The 22,501-nt window shown below is 54.2% G+C and carries 19 protein-coding genes; 4 read left to right on the top strand and 15 right to left on the bottom strand.

The genetic code is table 11. The annotated features are described in order from the left end of the window. The first annotated feature begins 207 nt into the window (after window positions 1-207). Both M8T91_RS06155 and M8T91_RS06150 read left to right on the top strand, forming a co-directional pair. Entirely contained in the window at window positions 208-459 is a 252-nt protein-coding gene (locus tag M8T91_RS06155; RefSeq protein ID WP_301417841.1) for a hypothetical protein, read from the top strand. 295 nt (window positions 460-754) lie between these two features. After that, a complete protein-coding gene (locus M8T91_RS06150) occupies window positions 755-1,909 on the top strand; it encodes a hypothetical protein (protein ID WP_301417839.1) in 1,155 nt (384 codons plus the stop codon). A 642-nt stretch (window positions 1,910-2,551) separates the two neighbouring features. Here M8T91_RS06150 and M8T91_RS06145 read toward each other — a convergent pair. Together M8T91_RS06145 and M8T91_RS06140 are read right to left on the bottom strand one after the other, a co-directional pair. Then, a complete protein-coding gene (locus tag M8T91_RS06145) occupies window positions 2,552-3,202 on the bottom strand; it encodes a lytic polysaccharide monooxygenase auxiliary activity family 9 protein (protein WP_301417837.1) in 651 nt (216 codons plus the stop codon). A gap of 233 nt (window positions 3,203-3,435) precedes the next feature. Then, a complete protein-coding gene (locus tag M8T91_RS06140; RefSeq protein WP_301417835.1) occupies window positions 3,436-3,570 on the bottom strand; it encodes a hypothetical protein in 135 nt (44 codons plus the stop codon). Between the two features lie 437 nt (window positions 3,571-4,007). Here M8T91_RS06140 and M8T91_RS06135 point away from each other — a divergent pair, with 437 nt between their 5' ends. Continuing rightward, window positions 4,008-4,799: a DUF5694 domain-containing protein gene (locus M8T91_RS06135; protein WP_301417833.1), complete on the top strand. Its 792-nt coding sequence runs from the start codon at window positions 4,008-4,010 to the stop codon at window positions 4,797-4,799. Between the two features lie 31 nt (window positions 4,800-4,830). Continuing rightward, window positions 4,831-5,130: a hypothetical protein gene (locus M8T91_RS06130; protein ID WP_301417831.1), complete on the top strand. Its 300-nt coding sequence runs from the start codon at window positions 4,831-4,833 to the stop codon at window positions 5,128-5,130. Here M8T91_RS06130 and M8T91_RS06125 read toward each other — a convergent pair. From M8T91_RS06125 to M8T91_RS06065, 13 genes are all read right to left on the bottom strand, one after another. Then, window positions 5,101-6,735, bottom strand: a complete 1,635-nt coding sequence (locus M8T91_RS06125) for an AMP-binding protein (RefSeq protein WP_301417829.1) — start codon at window positions 6,733-6,735, stop codon at window positions 5,101-5,103. The genes M8T91_RS06130 and M8T91_RS06125 overlap by 30 nt on opposite strands. 133 nt (window positions 6,736-6,868) lie before the next feature. After that, complete coding sequence (locus M8T91_RS06120) at window positions 6,869-7,234, bottom strand: SCP2 sterol-binding domain-containing protein (protein WP_301417827.1); 366 nt, start codon at window positions 7,232-7,234, stop codon at window positions 6,869-6,871. Between the two features lie 58 nt (window positions 7,235-7,292). Next, window positions 7,293-9,086 (bottom strand): acyl-CoA dehydrogenase C-terminal domain-containing protein, encoded by a 1,794-nt coding sequence (locus tag M8T91_RS06115; RefSeq protein WP_301417825.1) that lies wholly within the window; start codon window positions 9,084-9,086, stop codon window positions 7,293-7,295. 177 nt (window positions 9,087-9,263) lie between these two features. Further along, complete coding sequence (locus M8T91_RS06110) at window positions 9,264-10,334, bottom strand: AraC family transcriptional regulator (RefSeq protein WP_301417823.1); 1,071 nt, start codon at window positions 10,332-10,334, stop codon at window positions 9,264-9,266. Between the two features lie 4 nt (window positions 10,335-10,338). Beyond that, window positions 10,339-10,539, bottom strand: a complete 201-nt coding sequence (locus M8T91_RS06105; RefSeq protein WP_301417822.1) for a hypothetical protein — start codon at window positions 10,537-10,539, stop codon at window positions 10,339-10,341. A 296-nt stretch (window positions 10,540-10,835) separates the two neighbouring features. Continuing rightward, entirely contained in the window at window positions 10,836-12,224 is a 1,389-nt protein-coding gene (locus M8T91_RS06100) for a class II fumarate hydratase (protein WP_301417820.1), read from the bottom strand. Between the two features lie 60 nt (window positions 12,225-12,284). Then, window positions 12,285-12,731 carry a DUF4399 domain-containing protein gene (locus M8T91_RS06095; RefSeq protein WP_301417818.1) on the bottom strand — a complete coding sequence of 149 codons (447 nt, stop codon included), beginning with the start codon at window positions 12,729-12,731 and terminating at the stop codon, window positions 12,285-12,287. A 211-nt stretch (window positions 12,732-12,942) separates the two neighbouring features. After that, the gene (locus M8T91_RS06090) at window positions 12,943-13,377 is read right to left on the bottom strand and encodes a hypothetical protein (RefSeq protein WP_301417816.1); all 435 of its coding nucleotides are present in this window, start codon (window positions 13,375-13,377) and stop codon (window positions 12,943-12,945) included. Window positions 13,378-13,587: 210 nt separating this feature from the next. Beyond that, window positions 13,588-15,639: an NAD-dependent DNA ligase LigA gene (ligA, locus tag M8T91_RS06085; protein WP_301417814.1), complete on the bottom strand. Its 2,052-nt coding sequence runs from the start codon at window positions 15,637-15,639 to the stop codon at window positions 13,588-13,590. A gap of 160 nt (window positions 15,640-15,799) precedes the next feature. Further along, complete coding sequence (gene zipA, locus M8T91_RS06080) at window positions 15,800-16,849, bottom strand: cell division protein ZipA (RefSeq protein WP_301417812.1); 1,050 nt, start codon at window positions 16,847-16,849, stop codon at window positions 15,800-15,802. Between the two features lie 24 nt (window positions 16,850-16,873). Then, on the bottom strand, window positions 16,874-20,377 hold the full coding sequence (gene smc, locus M8T91_RS06075) for a chromosome segregation protein SMC (protein ID WP_301417809.1): 3,504 nt from the start codon (window positions 20,375-20,377) through the stop codon (window positions 16,874-16,876). Between the two features lie 360 nt (window positions 20,378-20,737). Continuing rightward, window positions 20,738-21,964, bottom strand: a complete 1,227-nt coding sequence (ccmI, locus tag M8T91_RS06070) for a c-type cytochrome biogenesis protein CcmI (RefSeq protein ID WP_301417807.1) — start codon at window positions 21,962-21,964, stop codon at window positions 20,738-20,740. Beyond that, the gene (locus tag M8T91_RS06065; RefSeq protein ID WP_301417805.1) at window positions 21,961-22,500 is read right to left on the bottom strand and encodes a cytochrome c-type biogenesis protein; all 540 of its coding nucleotides are present in this window, start codon (window positions 22,498-22,500) and stop codon (window positions 21,961-21,963) included. The genes ccmI and M8T91_RS06065 overlap by 4 nt, the downstream gene beginning before the upstream one ends. Between the last annotated feature and the right edge of the window lies 1 nt (window position 22,501).

The following is a 22,501-nucleotide window of genomic DNA, read 5'->3' as shown; positions in this document are numbered from 1 at the left end:
ACTCCTGCCCCCGGCGGCGGAGTGTGCTGTGGCGTTGCGTGATGATTGGTGTGGTTTTTTACTTCAGCCGCGCACCGCCCCGGTTGCGCACCCTGCACACTGCACTTTGCTTTTTTCCCACAAGGATTACGCCTGCGGCAAGAGAAGCAGCGCTATGGGCTTTTGCCCGGCACCTCTGCCACAGGCGACATAAGGAGCCTAATCAAGATGCCTATATTACCCTGTCGATTATTTCAGCCAGTGGACCTGGGAGGGTATTTTACCTTCACGCTGGTCGCCATCAGAGAGAACGCGGTGGATCTGCATATTGCACCCGGCGAGGGCAACCAGGTGACGCGGGCCGTATGCTTCCTGCAATGGTTGGACGAAGCCTGTGCGCTGGAGGAGGAGCCAACCGATCAGCCCCCGGCCATTATCATACCGCTCAAGTGGCAAACTCCTAAAAAGACTGAGCGCTGAAGGCCCCCGGATATCTGTACAAACCAGGCCGTACCGCAAACACCTACCTTCCTGTGCTGTCATGGCGGGAAGGTAGGCACATAAATACAGAGGGTTAAATTCAGTGGTGATTTTTGGGATACTGGTCGCATGGATCATTACACCAGGTGGTTCGATCGTACTCAATTGTCGTACCTGATGGATTTAGAGTAATTTTCTAATCGTTGAGCGTGAAAATAATCCAGAAATACTGAAGCTTGTAAAAATTTTGCGCGACGTTTGCCAACCAAACATTTAAAACATCAAGAGAATATCCATGGAAAGTTCAGCGCTGAATGATTCACTCAAGAAATTAGGTCAATTAGCAACACAGGCCGAACGATACGTAAGTGAACTCAAGCTATCTCTACGGGAGAAGAAAGTTACCGCCAAAATTCAAGAAGATATCAACACATTTGATAAGTACTATGAAGATTACAGTATGGCACTGGAAGCCGGAGCCGATCGTGAGCGGATGATAACATCGGCTTCCCACATAGGTACGTATTTGACTGCCATAGCACACAGTTTAAGCAATACCTCGAAAAACGATGAAGACCTCAACGTATGGATTGATAAACTCACCAAGTTATCCAGTTTACTGAAAGAGAGTATTGAGGATAGAGAAACACTATTTCCCCAGACTGAAAACCCAGGAAAGCAAGCCTCAACTATTTTTACGGACTATGGTGTACCATCAACCGATGTTCTGCGCAAAAATATTGAGGCATTAAAAGGCCAGCTTCAGGATTCTGAAGACCGACATGAAAAAAAGCAATTAATCTTATCAAAAAGACTCGAAGAGATTGCATCTCAGCTAGATACGATTGAAAGTGCCATCAAATCAAGACTGGAGGCCGTTGATGCATTATATTCGAGCGCGCAACAGGAGCTGAATAACAAACAAAAGAGCGTGGATGATCTTCTAGGAACGATTTCGGCCAGTGTGATTGCCGGAGATTACGACTCCAGTGCTGCTTCCGAAAAGAAAATGGCCGACTGGCTTCGGATCGGCTCACTAGCCTGCATGGTTATAATTGCTGTAATTATAGGATTCTCTTTATACGAAACAACAACAGAAGCTTTTAAATGGGAGAATTCGCTTTTTAGATTAGTATTTACTGTTCTTTTGTCTGTGCCAGCAGCCTATTTAGCGCGAGAATCTACAAAGCATCGCCAACAGCAATATACACACTTACAAACCTCATTGGATTTAAAAGCAATCACACCTTATTTGGCCTCATTACCCATAGAAGAGCAACACAGGCTTAAATCAGAAATTGCAAACCGGTTATTCGCGCCCAGGGATTATGCAAGCAGTACCGCAGATTCGTACCCTGTCAATGCTCAAGAACTATTGATCAAACTGCTGGATAAAATAGAGCTTAAATCCCCTGGAAACTCAGATAACAGTACTGCTAAAAAAGGCTGATAAACCACTGTCATATCAAGCTGTCAGTTTGATGCCATAATCTTCCAGTTGCGCTATTCGACGGACCCTGTAAATTTACGGGCACCAGAATTAGATTAAAAGTTCAAAAAATGGTCAAACAGATCATATAGAGAACTGATAAATATAGTAAGCATCTTTAATTGCAATATGCGTCTTCCTTGCTGGAAATCAAGGCTCTAGACATACATATCACAGATACCAGAGGTATGAACGCTAAAAGCCAAGCACAAAAAAACCGACACTTGGCCGGTTAATCAAAATGCCCGTTGCGTACAATTTCGGCAGCTTTACATAGAGTATGCATGTATGCTGTCAATCCTTTTCACAGCCTTTACATTCATTGATAAGGTATACTTCACTAAATAAAATGCCTGTATCGCTCTCTCGACTCAGTTGCACATTTTTCCATTAAGTCTTTGAAATGCTTTGCTTTATGACAGTATCACAGATAGATAACTTAAAAATCTGCGATACAAAACAGGCTACTCGTCCGTGCACAGACAAACTGACAAATGACCAGCGGAATCAGTTTCAATTGCTCAAAAAGAGCAATACAGCATCAGGATTGGCAATGGACACTTTGCATAAGAAAAACAAGGTTATTTCTTAAAAGACAGTATTTCACTCGAAAATAATGTCCGAACAGTTATAAAAGCCTTCGCCGGCGGGATCATTTCGTTGCCATCTGACATACAATACGCCTGTGCCGCTTCTTTCTGTCGGTATGTTTATATCCATTTCGTAATACCCATTTACCACAGGCAGGTTACCGTAACTGTTAATAATCTCAAGATCAGACCATTGTAAGCGCTGCGTGGCCGAATCAAATCCGGGCTTAGTAAGGTATATTCTCCAATAACTTGGATTGTGCGCTGCTGTTGCCCGAAATTTCAGCCTGTGCGACCCTGCAGCCAATAGGGTTTTTTGCCAGTCTGGCGAAGGAATATCCATTCCCGCTTTGGCTGACGATCCAGCACTGCAAAGATAGCCATCAATGACTACGGATTGAACAGCCGAATCCTCATTATAGTTGGCAACATTTGCGGAAAATTCATTTTTCTGTACAAATGGATAAGTACCCGACTCCAGAAACGCAGCTCGGCATGCTGAGTTAGGGATGGCAGAACCATCCGAGGGGTGCCAATATCCCCCATCTTCGGCACAGAATATCTGCCTGGCTTTTGGAAACTCCGTCCAACCATGACTGGAGGCAAAGCCCGAAAAGCCAACCATTACCGACGCAACTATCCATGAAACTATTGTAGTTCGCATGTTGTTATCTCCCAGTTTGAGTCCTTCGTGAGAATAGCGGCTAACCAGTAAACCTGTAGAAGCAGAATCGAAAAATTTGTCTCTTATCGGGATGACACTTACTGAATTTCATTGATTGAGAGATCAAACTTTGTGACGTTTTTGACTATCATTAATTTCAGGCAGACCAAAGGAGGAAGGTAATGCCAAAAAAGCGTAGGTTCTCTCCTTGTCAACCTTACCGATTTTCGGAGTTACTCCAGTAGCCACCTCGCATTCCAATTAGCATTTTTCTCCTCTTTGTCACTCAATCCTCTTAAAACGCCCTCAACCAGAATCAGGATTTCACAAAGTTCGGGCAGGCTTTCGCTGCGGGAAAAACGCATCATGGGCCAACACCCTAGAGGTTTTGATACCAATCATCGAGGGTGCTAACAAGCCATACCGATGCATGCCGGTTACCCATTTCAGCACGCTGTGCCAATGCCAGATCCGCCGTGAAACATACCACCGGGAAGATTGTTGAAGTCTCCCCAGCCCCGGACCACTGTCTCAGGCTTAAGTGGATCTCGCCAGTGGCAGGCTGTCTCAGATCTGAACAGGGTCTACGGAGTATCATGTCCTCTAAAACCGATATGAAAACCCAGCGATTGAGCGCGAGACACAGGGCATACATTTGCCATAACAATTTTCCCAGAAGCACTGCATCCAATCCTTTCAGGAGTGCGTCCTATTCAGCAGTGGCAGTTGCCCTTATAATTCACAACAGATGATAAGTACGAGACCAACAATGAAAATCGCTATTAGAATCCTGATTGGTGCCCTTATGCTACCGGCCAGCATTACCGGCTGGAGTGCTGAAGGACAGGCGCTAGAGGTAGAGGAGGCACCTGCAGCCCAGGTCATGTTATTCGGGGTATTCCACTTTGCAAACCCCAGCCGGGATGTCGTGAAAAGCGAAATAATTGATGTATTGACACCGAAAAATCAGCAATACCTTGAGCAGTTGACCGGAAGACTTGCAAAACAATCTCCCACGCATGTCATGCTCGAATGTGATCCTGCACTTCAGGAAAAGTATAACCGGCTATTTCATTCCTATCTTAAAGGGGAGCACAAACTTGATGTTAACGAAAACCAGCAACTGGGTTTTCGCATCGCAGCTCAGGCAGGGTTGACGGATGTCATTTGCTATGACGAGCAAAAGGTGCACTGGAAAGGAGGGGAATTGATAGAATACATGAAAAAATCCAGTCCAGATAGGAAAAAACTATTTGATGAGCACATTCAGCAGTTCAGTGAACTCACCGCCCATCACCACCAAACTTTTTCTCTGGAACGCCTGCTGAGACAGAGCAATGATCCGTCAGAGGATCGCGAGAATATGAACCTCTACCTTATGGTCAATGACATTGGTGCCGGCGGCGAGTTTGTCGGGGCCGGGGCATCTACTAGCTGGTGGCATCGTAATTTCCGTATGTACGCCAATATCCAGGCAGTAGCTCAACCGGGCACCAGGGTGATTGCTATCGCAGGCAGTGGACATACCGCCATTTTGAAAACTTTCCTTGCCACGGATCTGGCCCGTGAATCCTGGGATGTCAACGCATATCTCTAGGAAACGCTTTGATAGCGTGTGTAGAAGCGGGATGCGGGTAAAGGGCAAACCGGTTGCCCGCACAGAAAGCTATCATTTGTACGCTGTTACAAAAGGCTGGATTCGTTCGTATCGGGTGCGGGCTATTTCACCAGCCAGAGTAATTACCAAGCAATCAAATACCGCCGGATTTCCACGCCTGTTGAGTACAACAAGCATGGGGGGGGTTAAAATCGTCCCTGCAAGCAAATTTATGTTGAACGCTTATGGGGCATTTACACGTTTTTGCTTTATTTTGGATACACTTGAAATGGGCAGCCCATCAGGCACTGACCGTCTCACGCTTGTTTAATTCCTCTTCGCGCAATTCCCGACGCAGAATCTTGCCGACATTGGTTTTCGGCAAATCATCGCGAAACTCTACCTGCTTTGGTACCTTGTAAGCGGTCAGATTCTCCCGGCAAAAGTCCACAACCTCTTTCTCGGTGAGAGGCTGACCGGCCTTGACCACAAACAGTTTGACATGCTCGCCGCTCTTCTCGTCGGGAATACCAATGGCCGCAGCTTCGGCCACTTTGGGATGTGTACTGACCACATCCTCAACCTCATTGGGATAAACATTGAAACCGGATACGATAATCATGTCCTTTTTGCGGTCCACAATTTTGATATACCCATCATCCTGAATAACCGCCATATCCCCGGTATTCAACCAGCCCTCGCTGTCGAGCACTTCGGCGGTGGCCTCCGGGCGCTGCCAGTATCCTTTCATCACCTGGGGACCGCGCACACAGAGTTCACCGGGAGAATTGTTGGGCAGGTCGTTGTTATCCTCATCAACAACCTTGACTTCAGTACCTGGTACCGGAATACCCACGGTGCCAAGCTGAACGCCACCGATCGGATTGAAGGAGACAACCGGGGAAGTCTCAGTCATACCGTAGCCCTCCATGACAATACAGCCCGTCATTTCCTCCCAGCGCTTGGCTGTATCGCGAGTCAGGGCCATACCGCCGGAAGCCGTGGTACGCAGCTTGCTAAAATCCAGCTCAGAAAACGCCTTGTTGCGCATCAGGCCATTGAACAGGGTATTCAAACCCACAAAACCGGTAAAGCGCTGGCCTTTCAGGGCTTTCACAAAAGCCGGAATATCCCGTGGATTTGGAATCAACAGCGAGTGGTTGCCCGAGGCTAAGAGGCACATACAGTGGATGGTGAAAGCATAAATATGATAGAGCGGCAATGGGGCGATATAGTATTCTTCCCCCTCTTTCATACTATCGCCAAAAGCTTCGCGCACCTGCTCCATATTCGCAACCAGGTTCCGGTTGGTCAACATTGCACCTTTGGCAACGCCGGTGGTCCCGCCGGTGTACTGCAACACGGCGATATCTTCCGGCGCTCTTTCCACATCCCGCTGGGGCTTCCTGGCACCCAGGGCCATGGCTTCACGAAAACGCACCTGCCGGGCAAAGAAAAATTCCGGCACCATTTTTTTGATGTACTTGGCCACGCTGTTGATCAAGGTGCGCATAAATGGGCTGTGCAGATCCGCAATTTCACTGACAATCACTGTTTCAACACTGGTTTCCGCAACGACCTCAGCGGCGGTATCAGCTATATTGGCGAGCACAATTAACGCCTTTGCACCTGAATCGTTCAGCTGGTGTTTCAGTTCGCGATGGGTATAGAGCGGGTTGGTGTTGACCACCACAAGGCCCGCACGCAAGGCACCAAAGACAACCACCGGGTACTGCAGAACATTGGGCAGTTGAACGGCAATACGATCACCGGGCTTCAACTGGGTATGATGTTGCAAATAGGAGGCAAATCTGGCGCTCAGGGTATCGATTTCACCCACTGTCAGAGTGTGTCCCAAACAGGAGAAAGCCGGTCGGTCACTATATTTGGCGCAAGCGCCCTTGAATACATCGAGTATGCTGCGATCAATGTCCAACTCTTTTCTCCCATTCCGGATTGTTGTTGTCGCCACCCAATTCCTCAGTCTTTATAGGGGAAACCAGCCAGGGTGCCAGCGACAATTTATTTATTGTTTATCATATCCTGCAAAATAGCGCATAGCGGGGCATCTATGCCTCTCCTGACAGGTCTCCACTCTGTGCGGGAAATAAACTTGCCAGTGCAGCCGCCAACTCCCGGTCCCCGAAGTATCGGACATCTCCCAGCAAAAAGGCATGCCGCGCGTTTAAATGGCCGTCCAGTATGGCGCTCAGCGTGTGGTTTGCCATTTCCAATACCAGTGCCGGTGCGTCTGCCTGTCCAAATTCGGATACCACTTCGAAATTGTCCGGCGTCCCCGCTATATACACGTAAAAATCACAGGCATCCGGCAGCCGAAACTGTACCCGAGCAAGTGGGTGCAAACAAGCCAGGTGTCGCAGACGCGTCTGCACTGAGTCCGGCAGTTGCATTGGAATCCCCCTGATATTAGCCATTTCAGCACTGCTAAGAAAACCGCCGGTGAATCACCGGCGGTTTCTATTGTTTAGGGGGTTAGAACGCAAAATGTGCTGCGTCCAACTCCATCAGGGAAGCCGCACCACTCTGCATGGCGGTGGCATGGCTGGTTGTGCGGGGCAGAATGCGCTCGAAGTAGAAACGTGCTGTGGCCACTTTCGCGCGATAGAAATCAGCCTCATCGGCACCTTCGGCCAGCTTCAGGTTGGCCGCTCGGGCGGCGCGCGCCCACAGGTACGCCAATACGGTGTAACCGGAGAACATCAGGTAATCCACTGAGGCCGCACCGACCTCATCGGCATTTTCCATGGCTTTACTCCCCACCTGCAAGGTGAGGTCGCCCCACTGCTTGTTCAGCGCCTGCAATTGAGTGACAAAAGGCGCAAGGGCTTCGTTGTCAATTTCCGCCTGGCAGAACTTGTGTATTTTCTTGGTAAACCGGCGCAGCAGCTCACCCTGGCTCAGCAGCACCTTGCGGCCCAGCAAATCGAGTGCCTGGATACCGGTAGTCCCTTCGTAGATAGTAGAGATACGCGCGTCCCGCACGTTTTGTTCCATACCCCACTCTGTAATATAGCCGTGACCACCGAAGCATTGCAGGCCCAGGTTCGCAGACTCAAAGCCCACTTCAGTAATAAACGCTTTGGCGATCGGGGTCAGCAGGGCCAGCAGATCCTCTGCCTCTTTTTTTGCTTCCTCACTTCCCCGGTAAGTGATATCCACCAACTGGGCACAGTGAACGACCAGCATCCGGCTGCCTTCGGCAAAGGCCTTTTGGGTCAGTAACATGCGGCGAACATCCGGGTGTACGATAATTGGGTCAGCCGGACCTTGCGGATTTTTGGTGCCGGAAAGGGAGCGCATCTGCAAGCGCTCCCGGGCATAGGCAAGAGATTTCTGAAAACCGATTTCAGCATGTGCCAGTCCCTGCAGGGCAGTACCCAGGCGCGCAGTGTTCATAAAGGTGAACATGTAGTTCAGACCTTTGTTCGGTTCGCCGATCAGAAATCCCTTGGCCCCATCGAAATTCAACACTGCAGTGGCGTTGCCGTGAATACCCATTTTATGTTCGAGGGAACCGCAAACCACACGGTTGCGCTCGCCGACGGAGCCGTCTGAATTGGGCAGGAACTTGGGCACAATAAACAGTGAAATACCCTTGGTGCCCTCCGGGGCATCCGGCAGACGTGCCAGTACGATATGGACAATATTTTCGGTCATATCGTGCTCGCCGGCAGAAATAAAAATCTTGGTTCCGGTGATTGCGTAGGCGCCGTCGGGACCGGGCTCAGCTTTGGTACGCAAAATACCCAGGTCGGTACCACAGTGTGGTTCGGTCAGACACATGGTGCCGGTCCAGCTACCCTCGACCAGCTTGGTCAGGTAGGTACTTTTCTGCTCTGTGGTACCATGGGCTTCCAGGGTGTTCATGGCACCGTGGGAAAGGCCCGGGTACATGCCCCAGGACCAGTTGGCGATACCCACCATTTCGCTCAGCACAGTCCCCAGTGATGGTGGCAGACCCTGGCCACCGTATTCCGGATTATGCGGCAATGCAGGCCACCCCGCCTCCACAAACTGCTGGTAGGCCTCTTTAAAACCCGTGGGGGTAGTGACTTCACCATCACTCCAGGTGCAGCCCTGCTGGTCGCCGATCTGGTTCAGTGGCGCCAGCACGTTTTCGCAGAACTTTGCCCCCTCCTCCAGGATGGCATCGACAACATCAGGAGTAACCTCCCCATATCCAAGCGATGCGTAGTGCGCATCTGAGCCCAGCATCTCGCGCATCACAAAACGCAAATCGCGCAGTGGCATTTTGACATCGGTCATCCTGATACCCTCAATTCAATGATTTTCTGGGCCGAGTGAAAACTGGCCAGTCATATTTGTGACTAAATTATGCTATTGGTTCATAATAGTAGTAAGCCGGCAGCGCTCTCTATGGCGAAATCCGTCCAAAATGGTGACAAATCGAGGCGGGAATTGGAAAAGGTGTGGCCAATGGGATCACATGTACCGACCGGCAGCGGCGCGGCCACTCCGGCGATATTCTCCCGGTGTAATGCCTGTCCACTTTTTAAAAGCACGGAAGAAGGCGCTGGACTCGTCAAACCCGAGCATTTCCGCAATCTGGCTATTGGAGAGGTCCGGACAACTCAGATAGTGGAAGGCGGCCTCCATACGGCACTCATCTTTCAGCTTCTGGTAGGAGGTGCCCTCCTGTTGCAGGCGACGGCGCAAGGTGGTTACCGACATATTGAGCCGCTCCGCCACCGCCTCTGCCGCAGGCATGGACTCGCTCACATCCCGGTTCAGGATGGTCTTTACCTTGGTCTTGATACTGTTGGCACTGCCGTCACTGATCACCAGATGATAAGGAGCCGTGCGGATAAAATCCTCTACCGTTTGCGGGCTCTGCACCACCGGGTATTCGAGATAGCGGGCGTCGTATTCGAGGGCGTTAAACGGCTGCTCGAAAAGCAGTTCTTCCGCCTCGCTCTGGGCCAGACTGCGGAACTCTTCGGGGCAGGGAAAAGAAAAATACAAACGCGCCAGGGGTATCTCGCGCCCGGCCAGCCAGCAATAGAAGCGATGCCAAACAGCCAGGGTGGTGCGAATCACGCTGGGGCTGGTGGATGCGAGTAACTGCTCGAACTCACCCTCTCCCAGTGAGCTGATACCGCGAATCTCAACACGCCCGCGCCCGGAATCTCCGGATTCCAAGGCCGGTTTCACCTTAAAGCCACGGCAGATCTCCATAAATTCGGCACAGAGCGCAATCGCCTGGCGCAGGGTGACACAGTTCACCACGGCCAGGCACAACAGGCGAAAAGAACCTGAGCGCACCCGCCCCCCACTGAGCATGCCAAACCACTCGTTCTGCACCAGCCACATGACACGCTGGTACAAACGCCCGTATTTGATGGCCGAAAAGGCCGCGACACCTTGTAACTCCGACTCGACAATATCCACTGAAGCCAGCAGCTCACCGCGGTCACAGCCGTGGCGTGTTGCCTCTTCCAGCAAACGCTCCAAATAAGCAATGGGTATGCGGAGTTCCTCCTTTGCTGATGCCATCGATCTACTTTCGCCTGCGCAACCAACTGAGCAAGGCCCCGAAGCCCATCGCCACTAAAATGATGACAAACAGGACTACCAATATAAAGGCCAGATAGTACACAACATGCTTTACGGGCAAGTCCCAACTAATAACCGCCGCGGCGACAAATGCGACACAGGCGAGAACACTGATGATAAAAGAGCGGCGACTTTTATTGGCCATGATGACTTGAATATAGTGATTTTGAAAAAAGGAGAGATTACCACTTTCTGTGGCACTACCATTGTATTGTCGGTGTTAGGTACCGGTGCGGCGTCGAATCGTGAAGGATTGGCAGGTTCCTGTCAACGCCGCAGGAGGAGCGAATGCCCAGAAGAATGCTGGAACCCGAGGACCAGGTTACCCTGAAACGCCTGTTCCAATGGATGATGTGCCTGACGGTGATTATCTCCCTATTGATGCTGGGAATCGCTTTTTTCGCCTGAAGCGCAAGGGGGTACCCCAGTGTGCGGGATCGGCTATTGCCCTACCAGTCCGCCTTTGGCCAGATGGTTGGGGTCCAACAGATCCTGCAGAGTCTCCCGGTCCAGTGTGGTCATTTCCAGGGCAACATCCAATACCGGCCTGCCGCTGCTGTAGGCCACCTTGGCAATCTCGGCGGCTTTCAGGTAACCGATTACCGGGTTCAGCGCCGTTACCAAAATCGGGTTGCGCCCTACTGTGTTCTCAATGTGCACCCGGTTCACGGTAAAGCTTGCGATGGCGCGATCTGCCAACAACAGGGTGGCATTGGCCAGGAGGTTGATACTTTCCAACAGGGTACTGGCCACTAGCGGCAGCATCACATTCAATTGGAAGTTACCGCTTTGCCCTGCCACGGTGATGGTGGTGTCATTACCCATCACCCGTGCCGCCACCATGGCTGCGGATTCGGCAACTACCGGATTCACCTTGCCCGGCATAATGCTGCTGCCAGGCTGCAACGCCGTCAACTCAATTTCTGCAATGCCCGCCAATGGGCCACTGTTCATCCAGCGCAAATCGTTGGCAATCTTCATTATTGCCACCGCCAGTACCTTGAGCTGTCCAGACAGTTCCACCGCCGTATCCTGGCACGAGATTGCAGCAAACAGATTATCCGCCGGGCGGAACTGCTGGGAGGTGTGCGCACTCAGTTTTTGCGCGAACAGTTCGGAAAAATCCGGCGGAGCATTGAGCCCGGTACCGATCGCCGTGCCCCCCTGGGCCAGTTGCGCAAGGCGCGGCATGGTGATGCGGATGCGCTCGCGGCAGGCTTCTATCTGCGCCGCCCAGGCATCCACTTCTTGGGCCATGGTCATCGGTACCGCATCCATCAGGTGGGTGCGACCGGTTTTCACCACATTCTGCACCTCGACAGCCTTGTCGCGCAGACGGGTATGCAAATGCCGCAGAGCGGGCAGTAACTTATCCCGCACGGCCAGCAGCGACGAGACGTGAATCGCGGTGGGAATGACGTCATTACTGCTCTGGCTCATATTGACGTGGTCATTGGGACTGATGGACAGACCACTGCCGTCTCCAGCCAGGTGCGCAATCACCTCATTGGCATTCATATTCGAGCTGGTCCCGGAGCCGGTCTGGTAAATATCAACCGGGAAGTGACTGAGATATTCAGGATCTCCGAGGCGGTTACAGGCGCCGATAATGGCCGCTGCCTGGGCCTGGCTCAGCAGGCCCAGGTCTCTGTTGGCCTCTGCCGCCGACTTCTTGATCAACACCAGAGCGTGAATAAACTCAGCCGGCAGGCGATGGCCACTGACGGGAAAATTTTCTACCGCACGCTGGGTCTGAGCCCCGTACCATGCCTCCCGCGGTACCTGCACCTCACCGAGGCTGTCTTTTTCGGTTCGAAATTTTTCGCCCATTTCCCTCTCACAGGGTGCGTCATACGCACCGGTCAAGGATTGCTATTAGCGCCGGGGAAACTATTCCACTTCGACCGTAATCTTCTTGGACATTACCGGGTTTTGGTGGGGAATATGCAGATAGTTGCCCAGTACCAGTTGCAGTGTATGTTTGCCAGGCGGCAGGGTAATTTCGGTTTCGGTCTGGCCACCCCCATAGTGAATAATATTCTTGCTCGCCGGTAGCGGTTTGCTCAAATCCGGCAGAGTATCCACATCAATCAGCAAGTGGTGATGCCCGGTGTTTTCAAGATTCACACCCGCAGGTGCCACACCCATACCGGACAAACCAAACCGCACGGTAAAAGTCTGGGAAACTTTTTCACCATCCTTGGGTGAAATGATATAGAGCCTGGCACCCTCCGGGGCCTTGCTGACCATATCGTTTTTGGTGCCCTGTTCCTCTGCGTACGACAATGCAGACAGCATCAAGGCGCTGGCAAAGAGTAGGGAATTGGCTCTGGTCATGTTCCATCCTTCCTGATCAGGCGCGGGCTGGCGCCATTTTTTAATTCCACTTGGCAAGCCATGGTGGCCGTACAACGGCATCCGGCGACATGGGCACTTTAGCAGATCAACGCTGCTCTGAAAGAGGTTCTCCGTGAATGTCGTTGCCGCAAAAGCCAACGCCAGTGAAGCGGAACCTTCATTTTTCAACCACTCCGGCGCAGCGGTCGCCTCAGATACTCACCCGCCCCTCCTGGGTCCATTCGCAGCGCACCCGCATATCACCACTGCCGGGCACATGGTAGAGGTCGGCGGACTCCCAACTGAAGGAGTGCACACCGGAAAGCTCGGTTTCCAGATGCACAGTAGCCGATACCCAATACATATTATTGAGTAGCTCTTCAAACTTCTGGATCCACAGGTTCCACTCATACTCCACTGCGCGGTAAGAAGCGCCAAAGTGAATGACATCGGTCTGGTACTGAGACTGTTTCACTTTAATAGTAGGAATGGCAAACATATCGCGGCAGAGAAAGGGCCATTCATCCGCGCCAGGCAAGGCGAGGACTGCCTCACGATTGACTCGCCGGCGGTCACTGCCGCCGGTAAGGCTGTTACTGTCCTTGATACAACCGTAGACTATGGATTCCTGATCGCCCTGAAACATTCGTTCCATTCCTTACCGCAGCGCCGCCGGACATCAGGTATCCAGGGCAATATAGGTTGAGAGCCCCAACTTTAACGGCGCAGTGGACAGAAAGCCATAACACCAGCAGCAAACATCACGGCTGCAGAGAGATTGGCTGAAAAACAAAGCCGATTGCGCAACCCTGAAAACGTCACCACAACCCCGATCCACCCTGCCAGGGGAATTCCACTAAAGATCAAACCCGCGCTGGCGCAGCATTTCCAACAACGCCTCTTCATCCATCACCGGAATATCCAGCTCACGCGCCCTGTTCAGTTTCGACCCTGCACCCGGTCCGGCTACGACAGTATCGGTTTTGGCGGAGACGCTACCGGCCACCTTCGCACCAAGGTGTTGCAAATAATCCTTGGCTTCACTGCGGGACAGGGTTTCCAGCTTGCCGGTCAGCACCCAGGTCTGCCCGGATAAAGGCTGTTCTTCCCCTCCGCGCTCCTCCACCCGCCAGTGCACGCCTGCCTGGCGCAAGGCCTCTATTTCCTCCAGAGCGTGGGGCTGTTGAAAAAATTCTGCAACGAAGTGGGCAACGACCGGGCCCACATCCTCCACTTCCTGCAAGGCCTCATCGTCCGCGTGCATCAATACTTCCAGGTCACCAAAATGCCGGGCCAGGTTCCGCGCTGTCGCCTCTCCCACCTCGCGGATGCCGAGTGCATAGAGGAACTTCGCCAGGGAGGTCTCTTTACTGTGTTCCAGCGCATTGAGCAGGTTCTGTGCAGACTTTTGCCCCATGCGCTCAAGCCCTGCCACCTGCTCTAGATTCAAGTGATAAAGGCCGGAAACCGAGTGCAGAAGCCCTTCATCCACCAACTGCTCCACCAGCTTGTCTCCCAGACCGTCGATGTCCATCGCCTTGCGTGAAGCGAAATGTTTGATCGCCTGCTTGCGCTGGGCACTGCAAATCAGACCGCCACTGCAACGGGCCACCGCCTCTCCTGGTGCCGACTCCACCGGCGAGCCGCAGACCGGACAGTGGGTCGGAAATACAATGGGACGGGCATTGCGTGGGCGCTTGCTTTCCACCACCGAGACCACTTGGGGGATCACATCGCCGGCGCGCCGAATCACCACCGTATCACCGATCCTGACTCCAAGGCGCTGGATTTCATCACGGTTGTGCAAGGTTGCATTGGACACTGTCACGCCGCCAACAAACACCGGCCTGAGCCTGGCCACCGGGGTTACTGCGCCGGTGCGCCCCACCTGGAACTCCACATCCAAAAGCTCGGTCATTTCCTCTTCCGCGGGGAATTTGTAGGCCACGGCCCAGCGCGGTGCCCGCGCGACAAAACCCAGGCGCTTTTGCAGAGAAATGCTGTTGACTTTAAAAACAATACCGTCGATATCGTAGGGCAGCGTATCGCGCTTTTCCCCGAGCGCATTGTAATAGTCGATACAGGCGCGGATACCAGTGACCACACGCATTTCCCTGTTGAGACGAAAACCCCACTGCCCAAGCAGTTGCAGGGTTTCCATGTGCTCTTCCGGCAGGGATACGCCTTCCACAAGGCCGGTGCCATAGGCACAGAGCTCCAGGGGTCTCTGTGCAGTGATACGGGAGTCCAACTGGCGCAGACTGCCGGCGGCTGCGTTGCGGGGATTGACGAACAGTTTTTCGCCGGTGGTTGCGGCCTTGCGGTTCAATTCGGCAAACCCCGCTTTCGGCATATAAATCTCACCGCGCACCTCCAGCACGCGGGGGTATTTCGCTATGCCTGTATCCTGCCGCAGACGCAGGGGCACCGAACCCACAGTGCGTACATTCTGGGTAATATCTTCTCCAGTTGTGCCATCGCCACGGGTAGCCGCACGCTTGAGAACCCCATCGCGATACAGCAGGCTGATCGCAATGCCATCCAGTTTAGGTTCGCAGGCATATTCGATTGGCACTGTGCTGTTCAGGCGCTCACTCACGCGACGGTCGAACTCCAATAGCTCTTCATCGCTAAAGGCATTCTCCAGCGATAGCATCTGCACCTCGTGGTGCACCTGGGCAAAAGAGGCCAGCGGCTCGGCACCGACACGCTGAGTGGGCGAGTCGGAGGTTTGCAGTTCCGGGTATTCCCGCTCGATATCCTGCAATTCACGCAATCGGCGGTCATACTCCACATCCGGCAGATCCGGATCATCCAGCACATAGTACTGATAGTTGGCCTGTTGAAGGATTTCTCGCAGTGCCTGAACCCGGGCGCGCGCAACGCGGGGAATAGTTCGATTACTCATCAATTCAGTCGAGTGAAAACGGGTTTATTATTAAGAAAACTGGACTCTACGCGTAACCGCGGTTCGGGTCCGCGACCAAACTCCTGGCAGAATTGGATGGAGCCATGGCTTGGCGCCATTGTCGCCTAACAAAAATGGCCTAAATCCCACATCTGCACAATCAGCTTTGTGCCAACGCCAGGGCCCGGCAGCGCTGGTATTCCACCACACGCTGGCGATAGTGTCCGGCAGTCTGTGCGGTAAAAACACTGCGGTTTTCATCCTTGAGTTCACCACCGAGCAACTCGGCAATTTTGTAAGCGGTGGACAGCAACTGATCAAACGCCTTAATGGCCTCCCCCTCAACCGGCAACGCCAGGAAAAGGCTGACGCCGGGCGTGGTAAACTCTTCCATCTGAGTGAGATCAAACACACCCGGCACCACAATATTGGCGAGGCTGAAAATCACCGAGCCATCGGCACCGCCACCCTCATGGTAATGAAATATATTCATTTCCCCGAAGCGCATTCCCGCGGCCAGCATCACGCGCAGCAGGTCATTGCCTTCGAAACAATCCCCCTCTGGCGCCATAACATTGATCACCAGCACTTCATCGCGCACCGGAGATTTTTCCTGGGACTGTCCTGTGTCGCGGGAAAGCGCCTGGGAATACTGGTCGTCAAGCACCTCCTGGCGAGGATTATCCTCCGCTGGCGGGGCCGACGGATGTGATTCAGTGCCGAGCACCTCCAGGCTTTCGAACTCATTCAACTCCGGCTCGAAGCGCTGCCCATCCACTATGGATTCCATCAATGTGGGTACCTGCTCCTCAAAATCCAGCATGCCCTGTTCCTGCAGATTACGCGGTGGCGTACTGCCTGCCAGGGGCCTGCGCGAGGAGATAAAACTTTCCTGTACCTGGCGGTTTACATGCAGCGCATCCTCCAGTGCCCGGCGCTGGACCACGCGGACCTGTCCGGGCAGCTCACTGGTTACCTGTCTCGGTTTCACTTTGTCATAGGTGCCTGCTGAAACGTCGTCACCGCCCTCCGTGCTCAGTCGGGTTCCGGACACCGGATCGGCATCGCCATCTACCTCAGATTGCATTGCCCTGGATAACTTCCGGGAAACCTTCACTGCAGCACGCTGCCGCACAATTGCGCGGCGCACTCCATCGAGTACTGCCACAAGCACCACGACGATTAAGATTGTAACCAGCCAGTTGTTCATTTAAGTGCCTCTCATTTCTGCGCCCTATGCGGAAGCCAGCTCGGCTGCTTCTTCCACATTCACCGATACAAGGCGCGACACTCCCGGTTCGTGCATAGTCACACCCAGCAGCTGATTCGCCATTTCCATGGCGATCTTGTTGTGGGTAATATAGATGAACTGAACGTGCTCTGACATTTCTTTAACCATTCGTGCGTATCGACCTACATTAGCGTCATCGAGTGGAGCATCCACCTCATCCAGCATACAGAAAGGTGCGGGATTCAAGCGGAAGATGGAGAAAACCATTGCGATCGCAGTCAGTGCCTTTTCCCCACCGGAAAGGAGGTGAATAGTACTGTTGCGCTTGCCGGGCGGGCGCGCCATGATCGCAATACCGGTATCCAGCAAATCATCCCCGGTCAGTTCCAAATAAGCATTGCCGCCGCCAAACACCTTGGGGAAAAGTTCCTGCAGGCCCGCATTGACCTGATCAAAGGTTTCCTTAAAGCGGGTTTTCGTCTCTTTGTCGATTTTCTTGATTGCATTGTCCAAAGTCTCCAGCGCTTCTGTCAGATCACCATATTGGCGATCCAGATAGTGCTTGCGCTCCGACTCCTGCTTGTATTCATCAATGGCTGCCAGGTTAATGGGCCCCAGGCGCGAGATGCGCGCAGCCACCAGTTCCAAATCTTCCTGTACCTGGGCGATGGTCAAATCCCCTGGCATTTGTGCGATCAGCAGATCCACATCGTGATCGTTCTCTCGCAGCTGTTCCGCCAGCCCGCTGCGCTGCACCTCCAGGGTCTGGGCAGAGAGGCGCGCTTGTTCCAGTTGGGCCCGTACCTCCTGCAGGGCCGCCTCCACTTTGTGGCGTTCCTGCTCCTGCTCGCGCAAGTCGGCCTCCACCGCCTCGAGTTTGCCACGCGCTTCGGCCAGCTCGGCTTCCGCTGCAAGGCGCGCACCTAATTTCTCTTCCAGCGCTCCCTGAATGTCCCGGGACGGATCGTGCGTCTCGGCCATCTGTTCCTGCAATTGCGCGCGGCGGCTACGCAGCCGCGCCAACTGCTCATTGATGACCTGCAGGGTGCGCTCCAGAGACACCACCTGTGTACGAACGGACTGTTCGCGCATGGCCAACTCATGGGCGCGGTCCTTGCCTTCGCGTGCACGCTGGCGTGCAGTATCCAAAGCTTCGCGCAATGCTTCACGACGTTCCATTAACCTTTCGCGACGATCTGTATCATCACTCATGGCCTCAACCGCTTCTTGCAACAACAGGCGCGCCTCGGAAAGGGATTCCGCTTCCAGGTTCTGCTGCTCACGCACCTCAATCAATTCCTGCTCAATGCGGCTGTGGCGTTCACTCACCTGCTCGGCGCGGGCGCGACGGGCAGACAGTTGGCTGCGCAGTTCTGCTTCGAGACGGCCGAATTGCTCGGAATCGCTGCGCGCCTGCTCGATCTGACCATCCAGTTCGGCGACCTGCTCACGCAGGGACTCGCGATGCCCGCTGAGCGCACCGATTCGCTCCTCACACTGCGCAAGCTCCTGAGCCAACACCTCCAGTTCCTGCTTGCGCGCCAGCACACCGGACTCAGCATCGCTGGCGCGGCGCACACGCAGCCAGTTGGGTCCCACCCAGAGCCCATCGCGGGTCACAATGGACTCCTGATTTTGCAGGCCCGAGCGCAGTGTCATCGCCTCGGTCAAATTGTCGGCAGTATAGATACCCGCAAGCAGGCCTGCCAGGGAGGCCGGTCCCCGAACCACGTCCGCCAGGGGTGGCAAATGGCCCCGAACCGGGGCAGCCAGGGCACTGTGATCAATAAATACCGCCTGGCCGTTTTGCAACTGCGCAAGCCCTTCGGTAAGGCTTTCCAAACGCTCGACGCACACCGCCTGCAGCTGTTCTCCCAACACCGTCTCAACCGCAGTTTCCCAGCCTGTGTCTGCCTGTATTTGTTCGGCCAAACGCGGTCTGTCAGCCAGGGCCTGCCGCTGGAGCCAACTCTGCACCGCTTCCCCCTGCCCGAGTGCCGCCTGCTGCAGGGCCTCCAAAGAAGCCTGGCGGCCCCGCCCGGTTTGCAATTGCAACCGCAACTGGTCCAACTCCGTGGCCAGATCGCCCTCGCGAGCACGTAATTCCTGCAGACAAGCACGCCATTGCACCATTTGCTCGCGGCGCTCTTCGACCTGTATTTCCAGCTCGGCCAACTGCTCACCCAACTGCAGGGTTTCCCCCTCATCAGTGGCAACCTGTAGGCCGGATTGCTCAGCAGCCAGCTTGTTCACTCGCTCCAGCAATCTCTGTCCGGAGGTTTCCAGGTGCTGGATACGAGACTGTTGCACTTCCGCTTTCTGGCGCGAGCCCGAAGCGACCTGGTTGAACTGGTCCCACTCACTCTGCCAGTTGCGCATGCGCTCCTCTATCTCAAGCAGCGCACCGGCGGACTCCTCCTCTGCCGCCAGCACCATCTCCAAGTCTGGTACGATAACCGTCAGCTCCTCTTCGAACTGTGCAGCCTTTTCCCGATCCACCGCCAGAGTGGACTCCGCTTCAAGGTATTCCTGCTCGGTTTGTGCCAGATCAGATTGCAGTCGCGTAGCGCGTTCGCGTGCGTGGTCGAGAGTCTGCTCCAGGCGTGCAATATCCGCACCCACTGCATAGAAGCGCCCCTGAACCTCATTGAAGCTGTCGGACAGTTCATGATAGCCCACACGCTTTTGCTCGATACCTGTGTCGCATTCAACCTGTCGGGTCACCAGCGCCTCAACAGCGAGTTCCAACTCGCCAATCTGCTGCTGCTTGTCAGTGGCCTGTTCATTTAACCCGCGATATTTCAGTGCCTGCAAATTTGCCTTGTGACTGCGTTCCTCCCCCTTAAAACGACTGTACTTCTCCGCTGCGGCGGACTGGCGCTCAAGGCGTGATAGCTGGCGGTCCAGTTCGTCGCGGATATCCGCGAGGCGTTCCAGGTTTTCGGAGGTACGTCGCATGCGGTTTTCAGTATCGCGACGGCGCTCCTTGTATTTGGAGATACCGGCAGCCTCTTCGATATAGACTCTCAACTCCTCGGGCTTGGCATCAATCAATTTCGAAATCATGCCCTGCTCAATGATGGCGTAGCTGCGCGGGCCGAGGCCGGTTCCCAGAAACAAATCCTTCACGTCTCTGCGGCGGCATTTTTCTCCATTGAGGAAATAGTTGTTCTGCCCTTCGCGAGTGACTTTGCGCTTGACGGAAACCTCGGAAAAGGCAGCGTAAGCACCGGGAAGTTTGCCCTGGGAATTATCGAAAACCAGCTCGATTGAGGCCTGGCCAACAGGCTTACGCCCGCTGGAGCCATTGAAAATGACATCGGTCATGGAATCACCGCGCAGGTTCTTCGCGGACGATTCGCCCATCACCCAGCGCACCGCATCAATGACATTGGATTTGCCACAGCCGTTGGGACCAACCACTGAGCTGAGGTTTGTAGGAAAAAAAACGGTGGTGGGGTCTACAAAGGACTTGAAGCCCGCGAGCTTGATGCACTTCAGACGCATGTATTCTTTAACTCGGTATCTCTTATCTTTGCCGGCCAAATCCTCAAGCCGCCGATTGTACATGGCGCTGTCCGGGCTTTCAGCGCTATTTTTAACAGTGGCTATTCAAAAGGATTTTCGACCGGTCCGGCCAGCGCTCAAGTCAAGCTGTTGCAACTGGTACTCATCAATGGCATTTCCGGCAGATCTGAAATCACATGGCCACCGGCAACAGCACAGTTTGGAAATAGTTATGCGCCCTCGCCCAGTTGAGCGCAACCTTGTGCTCTCGTCGTGGCCGAATATAGAAACTCTGTGGGGGCTTCAGCCAACCCCATTGAATTTCTCGCAAAAGCGCAACAAGCGCCAGATCACAGCCACCTAGAGTTTCCGATCAATCGTGATGGACTGGGTCTTTCCCCAGTTTTCCCTGGAGAGAGACTCAATGGTGCCCTGCCAATCGCCAGCCAGGGGGCGCGCATCGCCGTTCAGGGCCAGACGCGCCACCAGTTGCACGGAATCCACCGTAGCGATGGAGCGCCCCGGCATCATCGCGCGCGACTCATCCAATACCACCTCCACCGGCAGCTGGCCCGCATTCAGACGCACTATCGCCAGGGGCATTGGGCTGTCTGCGCTACGCGCATAAATATAGACCGGCGTAGCGGAGTCTGCAGCGATCTCTCCGCTCAAACTCACCTGTACACGAATCGCAGGTCCGCCCGGCGCTTGCGAACTGGCGGGCGCCATCGTCGCTTTAGGGTTATCGGCAAGGGCCTGTTCCGCCCGCGCCACTCCGGCAGCCAAGGCCTCTGCCGCAGCCGATCCACGCTCGAGCTGCTGCAATGCACGCTGCCAGTATTCGCGCGCCCGGCGGTAATCCCTGTCCTCGTAAGCGGCTATCCCCGCCAAACCCAGGGCGGTACCATTGGCAGGCTGGCTTTCCAAAACCTGTTTGACCAGCAGGCGAATCTCTTTGCTCATCCTGGAGCCTCCGGCAAAGAACAGCGCCTGTGCCAGATCGGCTTTTACCGACGCCGCCTGGGGCTCACGCTCAACCACAAAGCGATAAGCCGATACCGCACCGGCGATATCCCCGGCAAGCAGCAACCGCTGTGCCAGAACATAGCGACTGCGCAAATCCTCCGGATGCTTCTGCACCCAAGCCTTTAGCTGGCTGGTAATGCGCGCCTCTGAAGCCGTATCTGCCCGCCCCTGGTAGCTGGCCACAATCTCCCGGTAGAAGGCCACCTCGCCGGGGCGTTCGGACCAGACATAAATGCCAACGGCCATTATCGGCACCAGCAGCGCCAGGCCGATTAATACGCCGGCGCCGCGCCGGCTGGGCGCAGCGGCTGGTGCCCCACTCCGCACGGCCAGCAGCTCCCGGGCCATTTCCGTTTCCAGTTGGGCAACCTGCTTCGCATCCATCGCGCCCCTGTCCAAAGCGTCCTGCAGCTCGCTGGTGCGTGCCCGGTACAGCTCGATCATTGCAGTGCGCTTGCTGTCATCCGAGCGCCCGGTACGGGTGCTGCGTATGGCCGGCAGCAAAAAGACCAGAGCCAGCAACAGCAGCAGAATGGCCAACCCAAACCAGATATCAGTCATTTGCTCTTTTTCCCGCTGCCAGTCCAATCGCCCGGATCATGACCCAGCAGCTTGTTCAATCGGCGCCGCTCATCGTCACTCAGCTCACCGCTATCGTCACCCTGGTCTGCGCCTGTGCCACTGCGGGAACGCACCACAATCAGGATCAGCGCCAGCAAGCCTATCAGCGCAAATAGGCCAGGGGCCAGCCACAACGCCAGGGTGTTGCCTTGAACCGGGGGACGGTAGAGAATAAAATCCCCATAGCGCGCCACCATATAGTCAACAATCTCTCTATCGGAGAAGCCCCCCTCTAGAAGCCGGCGAATCTCCCGGCGCAGATCGACAGAAATCGGTGCATTAGAATCAGCCAGGTTCTGATTCTGACACTTTGGACAACGCATCTCCTCAATCAACACCCGATACCGCAGCTCCAGATCAGGGGAGGACAGTTTTTCAGCCTCCACCACCGCCTGCACTGCCACAGAAAGGCACAGCAAACCCAGTGCCAACACAGTTCGGCCCAGCCAGCACTCCCGTCTCACAGTGTCTCTCACA

The organism is Microbulbifer sp. MI-G, from assembly GCF_030440425.1.
Lineage (GTDB): Bacteria > Pseudomonadota > Gammaproteobacteria > Pseudomonadales > Cellvibrionaceae > Microbulbifer > Microbulbifer spongiae.
The sequence above is the reverse complement of the archived record's forward strand: the minus strand, read 5'-3'. Positions and strand labels throughout refer to the sequence as shown.